Origin of the sequence: Nitrosospira sp. Nsp11 (genome assembly GCF_900142705.1) — a bacterium.
Lineage (GTDB): Bacteria > Pseudomonadota > Gammaproteobacteria > Burkholderiales > Nitrosomonadaceae > Nitrosospira.
The window spans coordinates 113,288-126,802 of the sequence record NZ_FRBV01000005.1 but is presented as its reverse complement, the minus strand read 5'-3'; the positions used below and the strand labels follow the sequence as shown (position 1 = coordinate 126,802).

Sequence of the window (13,515 nt, the reverse complement as noted above, 5' to 3'; positions counted from 1 at the left end):
CGGGCTGCCTGACCGCGTTGGCTTATTTCCCGCTTTCCAGCGGAATATCTCCCGTATTGACCGCTTTGCGAAAAATACTCATTTGTGGCGGAGCGGTGAGATCGGTGCGGGTAAACGATACAAAAAGCAGCAACGTATGATTGTTGTAATAGGTCTCGGCAAGGAACACGGGCGTGGACTGGACAAATTGCTCTGACGGCAGCTTGAAGATATCCAGGTAGAACTTTACATATCCGGTCTGAAATTGAGCGACGAGGTTGCTTTTTGGGTAGTGGAGCAGCCTGCCGCCAGTCCGATAAAGGCAGCACTCAAGGCGATGTTCTTCAACAGACTGAACATTCGTTCCTCAGCTTCTCCGACGTGGCTCTCAGGTGACATCGCGCGCCAGCCGGATACCTGAAAACTGCCAGCACGTGCTCGCCGGTAAGAAGTTGCGGAAGCTTGCGCGAATCCGCGCCTTCGGAATTGCACAGGAGCCTCCACGCAGCACATACTGGTTCACCATCGATCTGCTGTTGTATTCGCCCACCGCCTCATCCCATACCTGCGACATGGGTTCATTGGCATTCGCTTTTGCCGGGTTGTAGCCGGGGTAGGGCGAATAGCTCGACTGCGTCCATTCCCACGCATCGCCATAAAGCTGGGCAAGCTCCCCATTATCAGCCGCATCAGCGATGGTACCCGCAGAGCAAGGATGAAAACGGTTGTTATCGGCAAAACACCCCTCTATTTTCTGTTGCGAGGCGGCATTCTCCCACTCAACTTCGCTAGGTAGCCGCGCATCGGACCATCGCGCGAAGGCGTCTGCCTCGTAGAACGAGATGTGGATGACGGGCAAACTCGGATTCAGCGACATGGGGCCGCTGAGCGTGAATTCGTCCCATCCGCCGTCATTCCGGCGCCAGTATAGGGGATGGTTACGCTCGTTGGTCTTCATCCAATCCCATCCTTCCACGAGCCATACTGCGGGGTTGTCGTACCCGCCCGTTTCCATGAAGTGAAGATATTCTCCGTTAGTTATCAATCGCGATCCCAATTGGTAGGGTTGCAAATACTGCTTGTGCCGGGGAGATTCATTGTCATAGCTGAACCCCTCGCCCTGGTAGCCTATCTCTACAAGACCCCCATCGAAATGATGCCATTTAAGCGGAGGAGGTGCTGCCGGGTGCGATGTCGATTGTGGCGCCTGCGGCGGTTTATAGCATGGATTCAACGGGCTCTGCGATAAGAGGTGCTTGATATCGGCGAGTATAAGCTCCTGATGCTGCTGCTCATGATGCAGGCCAAGGACAACCAGCATGCGCAGCATTTTATCCTCGGGGGATTCTCTTAAAAGCCGGCCCATCCGTTCGGAGACATTTTGGCAATAATCCCGGGTTACCAGCAATGAAGGCCGCGTGAACAGTCCTCGCTTGGGATCGGGATGGGGCTGGCCGGTGGCATTATAAGAACTGAACATGGTGAGAAACGCATCATGGAAGGGTTTGAACGGCTTTTCATAATGCCGGAGCACAAAGGCTTCAAAGAACCAGGCCACATGGCCCAGGTGCCACTTGACCGGGCTGGTTTCGGGCATCGACTGTACGCAGCAGTCCTCATCCAGCAACGGCTCGACCAGTTCCAGTGTCCGGTTGCGGATGGCGGTATATTCAGGAGATAGTGATGACAGCGTCATAATTGTTCCTTTAAAGCGGGTTCGCAGGAGATTGGATGTGGTAATTCTAATCGAAAAAGAACAGCTTGCTAAAGATGCATGGTTGCTCTGCCCGGGTTTCCACCAAAAATCCTGGGTTCCGATCCAGGCAGTACTATCAATATCCATAGCCTACGCTCATTCAGCGCGACGCAACAGTACTCTCACCCGGTTCATCCGGGCCTTGGAACGCCGCGAGCGATTGATGTTCTAACCAAATGAAATGATATTGATGTGTTCACTAATGCGGGCTTGATGCGTTAAGCTAAATTGCGAAGGTGCGCTGATACAGAACTGGAGCTTATGTGAAAATTAAATTAGTATGCCTTATCGTCCTTGGGCTCGGGCTGACTTCCGGCTCCGCCTTGTGGGCAAGGGGTGGCCATGGCGGAGGTCACGGCGGCGGCCATCATGGGGGTGGCCACCATCATTATGGGGGAGGTTTTTATCCGGGCTATGCCTTCGGTGCATATGGACTAGGATTAGGGATGGGTTATGGCCTGGGCTATTATGGTGGTTTTCGCTACGGTGGCTACGGTGGCTATGGCGGTTATGGTTATGGCGCCCCGTACTATGCCTATCCCCCCGTAGTGGCTGTGCCAACGGCTCCGCAAATATATATTCAACAACAGCAACCGCAGCCCCAGCAAGCTGTGCCGCAGCCACAAATCAATTACTGGCACTATTGCAGAAATCCTGAAGGCTATTACCCTTACGTTAAAAAGTGCCCTGATGGCTGGTTGCAGGTAGCGCCTGAACCTTCCAGCCAAAATTGAGACGAGAATCCACCATGACAAAGATGCAATACGGCGCGCCTTTACTGTTGACACTGCTTGCGCCTTTTTTCCTGGCGTCGTGCGCAAGCATTCCCAGCGGCCCCAGCGTAATGGCATTGCCTGGCTCAGGCAAAACATTCGATCAGTTTCGAGAAGACGATACCTACTGCAAACAGTACGCGAGTGCGCAAATTGGAGGAGAGACGCCGAATCGGGCCTCGATACTCAGCGGCTTGGGAACTGCCGCCATCGGTACAGGTGTTGGCGCGGCGGCAGGTGGGGCTTTCGGCGGGGGAACCGGTGCTGCGATTGGCGCGGGTAGTGGCCTCTTGCTGGGTGGACTGATGGGAACCGGCACCGCGCGTGATTCAGGCGATATCCGCCAGCAACGATACGATACGGGTTATATCCAATGCATGTACGGTAAAGGTAATCGGGTACCGGTATCCGGCCAGGTCATGGATAACTCGCGTAACCAGCCTTTAGGGGCGCCGTCCCCACCTTTATCGAACCCTACGATGCCGCCGCCTCCGCCGCCTGGAAACCCTCCACCTCCACCGCCATAAACTCCGGTACTGTATTTGGTGCAGGTTGGCGGCAAAGCGCCCTATGCTTGGCGGATCTGATGCGCAAGGGCGCTAAGTGGACAAAATGGCTGGATGCCCGTTTTGTCACGTACGAGGTTACTGCTTCGCCTGTCGAGCGGTGAGGAAATCGCGATTTTCTCGCTCCTTTCTTGCCTTGATGAAATCAGCCAGGGATCTCGAAATGCTTCATGAAAATCAAATCTATTCTGTTGGTTCGAGAGGGCGTCTTGCAGGGTCAACGCGGCGAAGAAAGCAGTTCGAACAAAGCAAATTCCTCTCGCTACGAATATTCATCGAGGCTTAACGTACGATTTTTTCCGTTTCGCGAGCTGACCCCTTTTACTGCCCTATGGGCAGCTAGTCTGCCCCGCCCCCACTTGAGGAAAATTTATCGAGGTATTTTTTGATGATGACCTTGCCCGGTATCTTGTCCGCCTGGCTGAAGACAACATAATTGATGAGGCCGTGCACCGCCATAGCGATCAGTAGCCCCTCGAAAATTCCCACCTTATAAACCAGCAAGGCACACACCGTAGCCAGGACCATCGCATATTGCCCGTAATGGATCACATGCCAAAGCCCCATAATCATTTTCCAGCCGGTAAAAATCATGATGGCGGCCAGCGAAAACTTGGGCAGATACTCCAGGTACTGTGAGTTCATGACGAAGAAGGTGATCACGATTCCGATTACGAGCACCGAGAACTTGGTCCTGGCACCCGCCAGCTTGTTGGTCGTACTTTTCGCCAAGCCGTCCAGATTGGTCATGCCGCCGAAGAAGCTTGCGCCCATATTTCCTATCCACATGGCGAGAAGGCTATTGTTTGTATTGCATTTGCGTCCCAGCGGATCGATTTTCTCGATTGCGGCATTGCTCATGACCTGCTCAATAACATCGATCACAGCCAGCATTGCCGCAAAGCTGATTATATAAACCCAGGTCAAGGCACTATCAAAATGCGGCAGCGGCAGCGCGAGCATAAGGTCCACGTTATCCACGTGCAGCATCGGGACGGGCAGGAACTGCGCTACAACAATGCTCGCGCCGATCAGCAAAAAGTAAGGTACAGCAGGTTTGTTGTCCTTGTATTTGGAGAACAGGTACAAAAACGCAACAAATCCAGCCAGGGAAACAAGCGCCATCTGAATACGCGCCCCGTTCCAGAATACCTCAGCCGACTCCTGCTCTGCCGGTATCTCGTAAGTAAACGTAAGGAACTTTAGCGCTATCTTCAGGCCAACCCCTGCCAGGAGGCCCTCGACAAGATAACTTGGCACAGCCAGCAAGATATACTTCTGCCAGTTGAATTTCCATATCAGGGCTTGCATCGCGGAGGTCAGGAAAATGACGAACGCCATGTTTTCCATCCCGAAGTTCGCAACACCCATCGCCAGCACAGGCGCGAGGCCTGCGGCGACCCCAGGTGCGCCAATATAATTGCCGGGTTTGATAAAAGCATTAATCCAGCCGATGAAACATGCAAACGCGACGGTTGCGAGCGCAACCTTGATGGGGTAATCGGACATCAACGCGATGCCGACAGACAGTGGAATGGCCATTGCGCCGGTTATGATGCCGGCTTGTATGTCGCGAGCGAGGTATTTCGCTTCAAATGCGGCAGAGGCCGGTTTAATGTCCAGCTGTATTCCGGCACCGGCCGCCGCAGGGTGTGAATGATCCGGCGATACGGGAATATCGTGGTGCTTGGTTGGAGACATATAGATCATTCCTTCCGAAGGTAACTGCTGCTGGTTTACCGGAATGTGCCGGGGGTTGAAAAAAGCCTGGGTTACGCCTGTCTGATCCCGGTAAATTTCCCTATTTTTTTGCCCTCTTTGATGCTCCTTTGGCGTTCCTGACAGCGTCGCGCGTCCTTGGGGACGTGCTGCGCTTCTGTTTATCGTAGGCGGAACCAACGTCATCATCTGCAAGGAAATCAGCAGCCATGTCTGAATCTGGCCTGACGAAGTCTACGCTTGCGCAAAACTGGATCGCGTCCGGTTCTATCTCGCTGGGGATCGCACGTTCCATCGCTTCGAAGAGGGCGTGCGGCGACGCGCGGGGAAGCGCCGATACTTTCTTGTGGGCGCGGTCCGCATGAGATTTTGAAAGCATATCAGCGACCAGCTTGCGGTCAGCATCGCGTTCCTGCTTGAGCTGCTGAAGCGCAACTGCCATGCGTTCCAGCGCGGGTTGTGCCGTCAGCATGAATTCCGAAATCACGCTACTCATGCTTTGCCCGCTCGCCCCGCTGATCCGACGCAAAATGGCGTGTTGCTCCTCGGTAAGCGTAATGGTTATACGTGGCTTGGATGTAGGCATATCTTTTCTCTTCTATGGAGCCGATAGTGATGCACCTGATGCTAGTGCATCACCTAGGTGATTGTCAACTGCATCTTTCGACGGGGCTTAAAGTTTGATGTGGTGGATTCAATAGATCAGTTAGTGGTTTGACGCTTATGGAGCGCGAGGAGATCTCAACGGGTCTTGTCTTGCGCTGCTCATTTCGACAAATCACTGCAAAGCTTGGGAGGGTGCTATCAACCATTAGTCACGAGGTTAATCGAAACGGCGGCGCTAAAAAATATCGGGCGGCTGACGCGGACGAGAAAACCTGGCAACGAGCGCTTCGGCCCAAGCCTTGCCGACTCTCGATGCTCATGGAGCATCGTGGGCGATATGGTGACGGTGTTCGCCTTGTCGCCCATGTGAATAGGCCAGGAGCTGCGCGAAAGGACCAAGCTGCTTGCACAGCACCCGGGGCTTACGCCGCACCGGAAGGTCCGACCCGCCGGACTCTGTGCACGAGCTGGTGCGTCGAACTACATCATTTTTTAGCGTGTGCTGGCGGAGGGCCGCATTGTGGAGATTGTGCGAGTGAAACATGCGGCGCGTCATGCGCCATGAAAGGCATCGAGTTAATGCAAACGTCGAGATGCTCAACCACTCACAAAATTACTGGAAAACCCTGTGGATAACACGGTTAAGTGACTGCTTGCCGGTACATTCTCTACCTGGTCAGTATTTAGGCGCGAACCCCACCACGCCGGGAGGAATTAATGCCTGATTGGAGATGCCGGATGTGAAACTGAACTCGGCTTTAGCTCTTTGGAGAGTCAGTTTCAGGGGGGGGTTCAGGAGAGGTTTTCAGCCAGAAATAGATCAAACCTGTCCATTTCCACGCTCTCCGAAAAAAAGTCGTTTCACGTTTGCAAGTCATTCCTGACCTTGGCGATGTCGACCTTGGGAGCACAACATTATGTCACGTCGCATTCCCGACGTGACAGCTCAACCAAGTCATCAGCGGTAGAACCAACACCGCCGCATACGATAACTAATATCGTTTTATACCCTGATAACGCTGCAACTTTTTCGTACACTGCAGCGAGCGCAACGCCGCAAGCAGGCTCAACGACGGTTCCATGGTCTTTCAAAAACTGCAAAGAAGCGGAAACGGCCAACTTGTCCGGCAACACAACACTTTCGATTCGGTGATTTTTTGAGTATGCCAATGCTTGTGCACAAACTGTGCGTGCTCCCAACGTCGTCGCAATACTCGATATGGTTGCAAGCTCGACAAGGCGTCCCGCGTTCAAGGATTTCGCATAGGAGTCCGCACCTTCAGTTTCAACAGCGATGACAGGCACATCGGCACCTCCATTCCGCTTCAATCCTTCTATGACACCGCATAGGAGGCCGCCGCCCCCAACTGACAGAACGATCGCATCAGGCTTCAGACCAGCAAGGAATATTTCATCAATTAGACTGGCATGACCTCTCCAAATCAGCGGGTCATCGAAAGGATGTATATATGCATCGTCAGGTTGCATAAGTGATAGTGCAAATCGGTGCGCTTCGTCCAAAGACTTCCCGTGGACTATAACTTCCGCATTCTCTAAATACATCAAATTCACCGCCCGCTTCGAGGCTGTCTCAGGCACTACAATGGTTACCGGTACCGAAAGGCGCCGTCCAGCAAAAGCAACTGCCAGCCCTGCATTCCCGCCCGATGACGCAATGAAGCGTTTTGCTCCTCGTTTAAAATATTCTTCGCATGCATACCCGATTCCTCTGGTCTTGAACGAACCGGATGGTTGCGCGGACTCCATTTTCAGCCAGATGGTTTGACCCACTTTACGGCTAATCGAGTGGGATTCAACTAGTGGCGTTTCAATATATAGCGGCATTTATGACTCGAAAGTTGGGCCTGACTCAATAAAGTGATGCGGTCCCGTTTGGGACTGGTCATAACGAGTAAGTGACTTCTTTAAGGTTCGAGAGGCAAAAATATCCGGAAAGGAGATAAGCTGCGAACAGCTAATCTGCGGCCAGTGCCGCAGAATCAAGCCGTACTGTTTCATCCAGTTCCAGCCACCGCTGAGCTCCTGGGTCAACCCAAATCAATGTGACGCCGTCGAAGCAATATAATCGCGTTTCGCAAGTTTCGACACCATCCTGTGGTGAAAAGCAGATTCAGCGGCTTTTTCTGCCGCCAGCTTGTATTTTTGCACCACGGCAATGGCACGCGCTTGTGAATCCCGCCCGGATTTCCCGTAGAGGTAGCTTTTGTCCTTGTAATACTGGAGCCGTTTCTCGTGTTCCGCTGCTATTTCCAGCAGCTTGCTGGCCCGGTCTTCATACCGCCTGGCGAGGCCGTCGTGGTCGACAAAAGGCCTGATATTTTGTGCGGACAAACTTGTGTCGTCCTTCTTCGCTTCGATTGCACCGGTCTCCAAGCAGCCTGCCAGTAGGCCCAGCATGGATATAGCCGCTACAAACTTCCTTATTTCTTTTTGCATGAGGTAGACTCCAATGAAATGGATGAACTGAAAGCCGCTTCATCGTAATGCGGTCCATGGTTCGAATTGTACTCAGTATTACTATAAATAAAAGTCACATGTTTTGATTGTAACCATAATATTTTATTTATATATAGAACCCTGAATCCTGGCTGCAGCATCCCCGGAATATGCCAAAAAATGGTGATCTGATGTGGGAATTCAGGACCAGACAGAAAGTCAATTTTTCGGCAAACTTGACCTTGAACGGAGGTCTGTTTGCAATGAAGAAGAAACGGTTTTCAGTGGGGCAGATTGTTGCGGTATTGAAGCGGGCGGCGGGAAGTGAAAATTTGGTCCGGTGTTGTTGAACCGCTGGCCTTTGCGCCCAACTGTACTCGACTCAAGTGCAGTACCTGTGAGTGCAGGGTCCGGACTTCGATGATCCAGGATTTCCTGCTCGAAGCGGTTCGGGTTCGTGATGGTGGATGATGAACGAGCGTTTATGGCCTGCGGGGGAGCTTGACGCCGCGGATGACCTTGTCAAGCTGGAGGTCTGCTTTTTTTGCCGCTCGTTCGCTTTCTTTCGTTAATTCTTTTTGCACAAGGCCTGCGAAAGCGACCAGATCCTGCCGGGGGTATGCATCCTGCACACCAGAGTCCTGAAAGAATTCCGCGATCCAGCGCGTATCCAGTTCGGTGCTTCCTGCTTCCCGCACATATTCATCCGCTGCCATTTTGACGTAGTCCGTCAGTTTAGGCATCTTTTTCTCCTTGTTCATGTCTATAAATGAATTTAGGTCTACTATGGACACCTGTCAAGGAACCTCTATTCCATGCCGAGGACTATATGATCCAGCAAAATCTCAAGCTTAGCGATGTGGCCCTGGAACGCGCTGAGCTCGTGGACTTGTGCGATGCGAAATTCGACAACAGCTTTGTGCGTTGCCTCCCGGGTGACCCGGTAACGAATAATGTGCCCCGTGCAGTGCGCGGAGCATGCTATACCCGCGTCGCGCCGACTCCTGTATGCGCGCCACGGCTGCTCGCCTGGGCCGAACCCGTGGGGGAGATGCTTGGCATCTTGCCGCCGGGCTCGCCTTTAGGCATGGCGGCGGAGGTACTGGGTGGCAACCGTATCCTTCCCGGCATGCAACCCTATGCGGCACGCTACGGCGGTCATCAGTTTGGCCATTGGGCGGGGCAACTGGGTGACGGCCGCGCCATCACCCTGGGCGAGATACTGCGCCATGACGGCAGGCGATTTGAGCTGCAGCTCAAGGGCGCGGGCAAAACGCCGTATTCGCGCACCGCAGATGGCCGGGCGGTGCTCCGTTCATCAGTCCGCGAGTTCCTGTGCAGCGAAGCCATGCATTATCTCGGGGTGCCGACGACGCGCGCATTGAGCCTGGTTGCAACGGGTGAATCGGTGGTGCGCGATATGTTCTACGACGGCAATCCACAGGCCGAGATGGGCGCTATCGTCTGCCGTGTCGCGCCCTCGTTCATACGCTTCGGCAGCTTCGAAATACTTGCCGCGCAGGATGAGCCCGATGTACTCAAGCGCTTGGCGGATTACGTGATACGAGAGCATTTTCCTGAACTGCCGATACCTTCCTCTTCTACACATTCGATATCTTCTCCTGTTTCCGTACCTTCGATTTATGCCCGCTGGTTCGAGGAGATCTGCCGGCGCACCGGCTTGCTGGTTGCCCACTGGATGCACGTAGGCTTTGTCCATGGCGTGATGAATACCGACAATATGTCGATCCTGGGATTGACGATCGACTATGGCCCTTATGGCTGGCTGGAAGGTTTCGATTTTCAGTGGACACCCAACACCACGGATGCCCAGGGACGACGTTACTGCTTTGGTAACCAGGCGCAAATCGCGCAATGGAATCTTATACGTCTCGCAAACGCGCTCGCGCCCCTGATCGGGGATCACGCCGCGCTGGAGCAGGGATTAGCGGTCTATGGCGAAACCTTTAATAACAGCTGGCGTGAAATGCTGGCCGACAAGCTTGGACTCGCTTCACTGAACCATAGAGATGACGATGCGCTCATCGGCGAGCTGTTCGATTTGCTGCAACAAGTCGAGACGGATATGACGCTGTTCTTTCGCGCCCTGATGAAAATTCCTGTGAATGGCACGCCCGGAAGCACAGCCGGAACAATGGGCGACTCGGCGATGGACAACTCCGGCAATCTCGGCAATGTGGATCATATTGATGACCGGGCATTGGCGGAGCTATTCCGGAAGGCATTCTACGATGAGCAGCGAGCATTCGAACCTGCGCAGCTTGGCCGCCTGGCCGGCTGGCTGCGCCGTTATATTGCGCGGCTGCGGCTGGATGATAATCCTCCGGATCTGCGTTATCAGCGGATGAGCCGGGCGAATCCCAAGTATGTACTGCGTAATTACCTCGCTCAGCAGGCAATTGAAGCGCTGGAGCGCGGCGACGCTTCTGTCATTACACGGCTCATGGAGGTTCTGAAACGTCCATATGACGAACAGCCCGAGCATGACGAGCTTGCGGGCCGGCGGCCGGAGTGGGCGCGGCACAAGGCGGGCTGTTCGGCATTATCGTGCAGTTCGTAGCTTCAGGGGGACTTCCGGGGGATATCGGCAGCAAGTCCGCTAATCGCAGCGTTGGTCCTATCTGCCCGCCTAATCGTCCCTGCGTGACTCGTAATGCTGGGTACCGTAGTATGTATTGGTCTGGCTGATCCAGGACTCATCGATCATATCCGGCCAGTTGTCCTTATCGAACCCTGGGGCGGATTCAAGGCGCTCCTTCTCGATATCCAGTATGAAACGCCTGTCCAAGGTTTCGAGTTGAAGCGTTAGCGCGCGCCATGGCACTGCATGAAGTTTTTCGCCTATGCCCAAGATACCTCCGGTGGCGAGCACTGCATAAGCAACGCTGGCATGCTCCATATCAAGCATTACTTCCTTGATTGCACCAAGGATTTCGCCTTTCTGAGTGTAAACATCCATTCCCACAGGCCAGGTGGCGCCCATATATCTGGGAGCGGGACTGTTACTTTCCGGCATTATTTTATCCAAGCCTTGAGTATTGTGTTCGTAAGTCATGTTGATCTCCTGCAATATATAATTGGGATAGTCTGGTGATGCGACGTATTCCTCAAGCCTCTTCGTGAAGCTTATGGGTGATGAGTCTGCCTGAGCCAGCCGATGAGGTCGGTTCGGTGGCGAACACAGCATATCGGTTGGGCATCCTCGATTGCTTTGGAGGTCCATTCGAAAGTTTCTAATTGTGAAAGTTTCTAATTTGTCAGAATTGACAGGATAGCGGAAAACTACCTCGGTCCTTCGTGTCTTCAGGGCGGTGCAGCTACAGATTCAGGCTGAGATATAGCGCCGCTGATTTGCGGTAATTTGGAGGCGCCAGCTCTATCCGTTCCGGATCAAAGCTGTCTTGAACATTAATGGTGCGGGGGCGTAAAAACGCAAATCCATTATTAGAAAAGGAGAGAAGAAGCAATGCATGAATGGTGGCGGGAAGCTATTAATATGCTGGCAGCCGAATTCTCCGATCTCCCAACGATCACGGAATTTGTCCGAATCATTTTGCGTCTGACGATCGCCGCCATATCGGGCGCCCTTCTGGGCTGGGAGAGAGAGAAAAGCGGCAAGGCGGCGGGGATGCGAACACACATGCTGGTTTCTGTCGGTGCCGCACTTTTTGTCGTCGTTCCTCAGCAAATGCATATGTCAGACGCCGAATTGTCGCGCGTAATTCAAGGGATAATCACCGGGGCGGGATTTCTTGGCGCCGGGACTATTCTTAAAGGCACCAGTGAAGAAACAGTGCAAGGGCTGACCACGGCCGCAGGTTTATGGCTGACGGTGGCGATAGGTATCGCCGCGGGGCTTGGGCGGGAAGCCACAGCCGTTCTGGGTGCTGTCCTGGCGCTAATAATATTGCATCTGATGCCGAAAATCTGGCCAAGAACGGGCAGCTAGCCAACTTGTATCAAACCCTGAACCTATAAATGAATTTATGCTGTGATCAAGACCCACGGACAAGACTATCGACCTGAACGAGATCAGGAGTACTATCGATTCATTCGGGATCGTCCGATACCGGTTGTTATCCACTTATCCGGGAATATCAAAATCCCTGCTCTATTGAACCTGTCGCAAATATGACCCAATCCAACTGGCAGCGGACCAAGATTGTATGCACGCTGGGTCCGGCGACGGACCGGCCCGGCGTGATCGAACGGTTGATCGAGGCCGGGATGGATGTCGCGCGCATCAATACATCGCATGGGGATCATGCCGACCATGCGCGGCGCATTCGGCAGGTCCGACAGGCGGCACACGCGCTCGGCCAACCTGTGGCCTTACTCATGGACTTGCCCGGTCCCAAGTTCCGCCTGGGCGATCTTCCGGAAGGCTTCTGTAAGTTGGAGGAAGGAACGATGGTCACGCTGGCTGAGGCGGATGAGGATGCAAAGGCGGACAGTGTCAGTGCGACCGCCAACTGCTGTCTGTTGCCAGTGCGAAACCGCGGGTTGCTTCAGGCATTGCGAACCGGGGAACCGGTATTCCTGGCAGACGGATCGGTCGAGCTCAGCGTGGAAAGCGTGGCTGCAAACCCAGCCCGGGCCGTGTGCGGGGTGCGCATCGGCGGCACTGTTCGCTCCGGGTCCGGCATCAATCTACCGGAATCTGCGATAGACATGCTGATTCCGACCGACGAAGATCGAAGGCATCTCGCATTCGCAGTGTCGCAGGAGGCCGAATGGGTTGGTGTTTCATTCGTGCAATCGGCTGGCGATCTTGCACGGGTGCGGGCTTGTTTTCCCCCTGGGCCAAGTCTCAAACCGCTGCTGATGGCCAAGATAGAAAAGCGCCGCGCGTTGGAGGATCTTGACGCGATTGTGGAAGCGTCCGACGGGGTAATGGTGGCGCGTGGCGATCTGGGCGTCGAAACCAATCTTGCCGAAATACCGATTGTGCAGAAGCGCATTATTCCGGTAGCTAATGCTCAAGGTCGACCCGTTGTTACCGCTACGCAAATGCTCGAGTCGATGGTGGAGCACGAGCATCCCACGCGTGCTGAAGCTACTGACGTGGCTAATGCCGTGCTGGATGGGACGGATGCTGTCATGCTTTCAGCGGAGACAGCCATCGGCGACTTCCCGGTGGCGGCAGTGCGATTTCTCCAACGCGTGCTTATCGCCACCGAGGAGGTGTATGGCGCCCGCATGGCGCAAGACTGGATGAATTCGGCGGAAACAGCCAGCCCTGCGAACGACGCAGGAAACGCCCTGAGCTTTGCGGCGTGCCTGCTGGCTGCCCGTCTCGGTGCTCGGGCTATCATTGCTCCCGTTCAATCCATGGAGATGGCGCTGTCTGTTGCGCGCTTTCGCCCCCAGGCGCCGCTTGTCATGGTCGCTGATTCTGTGCGGTTGTATAGAAGTCTGGCACTGGTCCGCGGTATTTCGCCACTCGTTGTCAACGTGCGTGATGATGGAGCGGACCCCGGGGCTTGTCTCGCACAAGCTCGAGAGTGGTTGTTTGCGCATGGGTTGGCGCAGGAAGATGATCCGGCTGTGTTGTTATCCGCCTCCGGCGCTACTGGCGACAAGGTGGATACGCTGCAGACGGTCCGGTTGAAAGGTTAATGGGCCTTTAATCAGGGGC

13 protein-coding genes and 1 pseudogene are annotated in these 13,515 nt (G+C 54.2%); 6 read left to right on the top strand and 8 right to left on the bottom strand.

The genetic code is table 11. The features are described from left to right. Positions 1–22: 22 nt before the first annotated feature. Both BUA28_RS15885 and egtB read right to left on the bottom strand, forming a co-directional pair. Entirely contained in the window at positions 23–169 is a 147-nt protein-coding gene (locus BUA28_RS15885) for a hypothetical protein (RefSeq protein WP_178297962.1), read from the bottom strand. A 198-nt stretch (positions 170–367) separates the two neighbouring features. Beyond that, positions 368–1,675 carry an ergothioneine biosynthesis protein EgtB gene (egtB, locus tag BUA28_RS08200; RefSeq protein ID WP_072767716.1) on the bottom strand — a complete coding sequence of 436 codons (1,308 nt, stop codon included), beginning with the start codon at positions 1,673–1,675 and terminating at the stop codon, positions 368–370. Between the two features lie 323 nt (positions 1,676–1,998). On the opposite strand from egtB, the gene BUA28_RS08195 reads away from it, so the two are divergent. Then, entirely contained in the window at positions 1,999–2,469 is a 471-nt protein-coding gene (locus BUA28_RS08195; RefSeq protein WP_072767625.1) for a hypothetical protein, read from the top strand. A gap of 14 nt (positions 2,470–2,483) precedes the next feature. Beyond that, complete coding sequence (locus BUA28_RS08190; RefSeq protein WP_083569930.1) at positions 2,484–3,035, top strand: hypothetical protein; 552 nt, start codon at positions 2,484–2,486, stop codon at positions 3,033–3,035. Between the two features lie 378 nt (positions 3,036–3,413). On the opposite strand, the gene BUA28_RS08185 is transcribed toward BUA28_RS08190, so the two are convergent. Further along, positions 3,414–4,775, bottom strand: coding sequence for a SulP family inorganic anion transporter (locus BUA28_RS08185; RefSeq protein ID WP_083569940.1), 1,362 nt, complete (start codon positions 4,773–4,775; stop codon positions 3,414–3,416). A gap of 100 nt (positions 4,776–4,875) precedes the next feature. Continuing rightward, positions 4,876–5,379: a hypothetical protein gene (locus tag BUA28_RS08180; protein WP_072767624.1), complete on the bottom strand. Its 504-nt coding sequence runs from the start codon at positions 5,377–5,379 to the stop codon at positions 4,876–4,878. Positions 5,380–5,507: 128 nt separating this feature from the next. Between BUA28_RS08180 and BUA28_RS16270 the strand changes: the two are divergent. Next, positions 5,508–5,708: pseudogene (locus tag BUA28_RS16270) on the top strand (helix-turn-helix domain-containing protein); the annotation flags it as partial. A 606-nt stretch (positions 5,709–6,314) separates the two neighbouring features. On the opposite strand, the gene BUA28_RS08170 reads toward BUA28_RS16270, so the two are convergent. The 3 genes from BUA28_RS08170 to BUA28_RS08155 form a co-directional block, all read right to left on the bottom strand. Next, on the bottom strand, positions 6,315–7,244 hold the full coding sequence (locus BUA28_RS08170) for a pyridoxal-phosphate dependent enzyme (protein WP_072767622.1): 930 nt from the start codon (positions 7,242–7,244) through the stop codon (positions 6,315–6,317). Between the two features lie 213 nt (positions 7,245–7,457). Next, positions 7,458–7,856, bottom strand: a complete 399-nt coding sequence (locus BUA28_RS08165; RefSeq protein ID WP_072767621.1) for a hypothetical protein — start codon at positions 7,854–7,856, stop codon at positions 7,458–7,460. A gap of 482 nt (positions 7,857–8,338) precedes the next feature. After that, positions 8,339–8,599, bottom strand: coding sequence for a hypothetical protein (locus tag BUA28_RS08155; RefSeq protein ID WP_072767619.1), 261 nt, complete (start codon positions 8,597–8,599; stop codon positions 8,339–8,341). Positions 8,600–8,685: 86 nt separating this feature from the next. Between BUA28_RS08155 and BUA28_RS08150 the strand changes: the two genes are divergently transcribed. Further along, on the top strand, positions 8,686–10,437 hold the full coding sequence (locus BUA28_RS08150) for a protein adenylyltransferase SelO (RefSeq protein WP_072767618.1): 1,752 nt from the start codon (positions 8,686–8,688) through the stop codon (positions 10,435–10,437). Between the two features lie 69 nt (positions 10,438–10,506). On the opposite strand, the gene BUA28_RS08145 is transcribed toward BUA28_RS08150, so the two are convergent. Beyond that, positions 10,507–10,932: a PRC-barrel domain-containing protein gene (locus BUA28_RS08145; RefSeq protein WP_072767617.1), complete on the bottom strand. Its 426-nt coding sequence runs from the start codon at positions 10,930–10,932 to the stop codon at positions 10,507–10,509. A gap of 411 nt (positions 10,933–11,343) precedes the next feature. Here BUA28_RS08145 and BUA28_RS08140 point away from each other — a divergent pair, with 411 nt between their 5' ends. Together BUA28_RS08140 and pyk are read left to right on the top strand one after the other, a co-directional pair. After that, positions 11,344–11,826 (top strand): MgtC/SapB family protein, encoded by a 483-nt coding sequence (locus BUA28_RS08140; protein WP_072767616.1) that lies wholly within the window; start codon positions 11,344–11,346, stop codon positions 11,824–11,826. Between the two features lie 182 nt (positions 11,827–12,008). Continuing rightward, a complete protein-coding gene (pyk, locus tag BUA28_RS08135) occupies positions 12,009–13,496 on the top strand; it encodes a pyruvate kinase (protein ID WP_072767615.1) in 1,488 nt (495 codons plus the stop codon). Positions 13,497–13,515: the final 19 nt, after the last annotated feature.

Excerpts from the sequence above, each read along its gene's own strand:
- egtB (WP_072767716.1), bottom strand. The coding sequence starts at position 1,675 with ATGACGCTGTCATCACTATCTCCTGAATATACCGCCATCCGCAACCGG.
- BUA28_RS08190 (WP_083569930.1), top strand. The coding sequence starts at position 2,484 with ATGACAAAGATGCAATACGGCGCGCCTTTACTGTTGACACTGCTTGCG.
- BUA28_RS08185 (WP_083569940.1), bottom strand. The coding sequence starts at position 4,775 with ATGTCTCCAACCAAGCACCACGATATTCCCGTATCGCCGGATCATTCA.
- BUA28_RS08180 (WP_072767624.1), bottom strand. The coding sequence starts at position 5,379 with ATGCCTACATCCAAGCCACGTATAACCATTACGCTTACCGAGGAGCAA.
- BUA28_RS08170 (WP_072767622.1), bottom strand. The coding sequence starts at position 7,244 with ATGCCGCTATATATTGAAACGCCACTAGTTGAATCCCACTCGATTAGC.
- BUA28_RS08165 (WP_072767621.1), bottom strand. The coding sequence starts at position 7,856 with ATGCAAAAAGAAATAAGGAAGTTTGTAGCGGCTATATCCATGCTGGGC.
- BUA28_RS08155 (WP_072767619.1), bottom strand. The coding sequence starts at position 8,599 with ATGCCTAAACTGACGGACTACGTCAAAATGGCAGCGGATGAATATGTG.
- BUA28_RS08150 (WP_072767618.1), top strand. The coding sequence starts at position 8,686 with ATGATCCAGCAAAATCTCAAGCTTAGCGATGTGGCCCTGGAACGCGCT.
- BUA28_RS08145 (WP_072767617.1), bottom strand. The coding sequence starts at position 10,932 with ATGACTTACGAACACAATACTCAAGGCTTGGATAAAATAATGCCGGAA.
- BUA28_RS08140 (WP_072767616.1), top strand. The coding sequence starts at position 11,344 with ATGCATGAATGGTGGCGGGAAGCTATTAATATGCTGGCAGCCGAATTC.
- pyk (WP_072767615.1), top strand. The coding sequence starts at position 12,009 with ATGACCCAATCCAACTGGCAGCGGACCAAGATTGTATGCACGCTGGGT.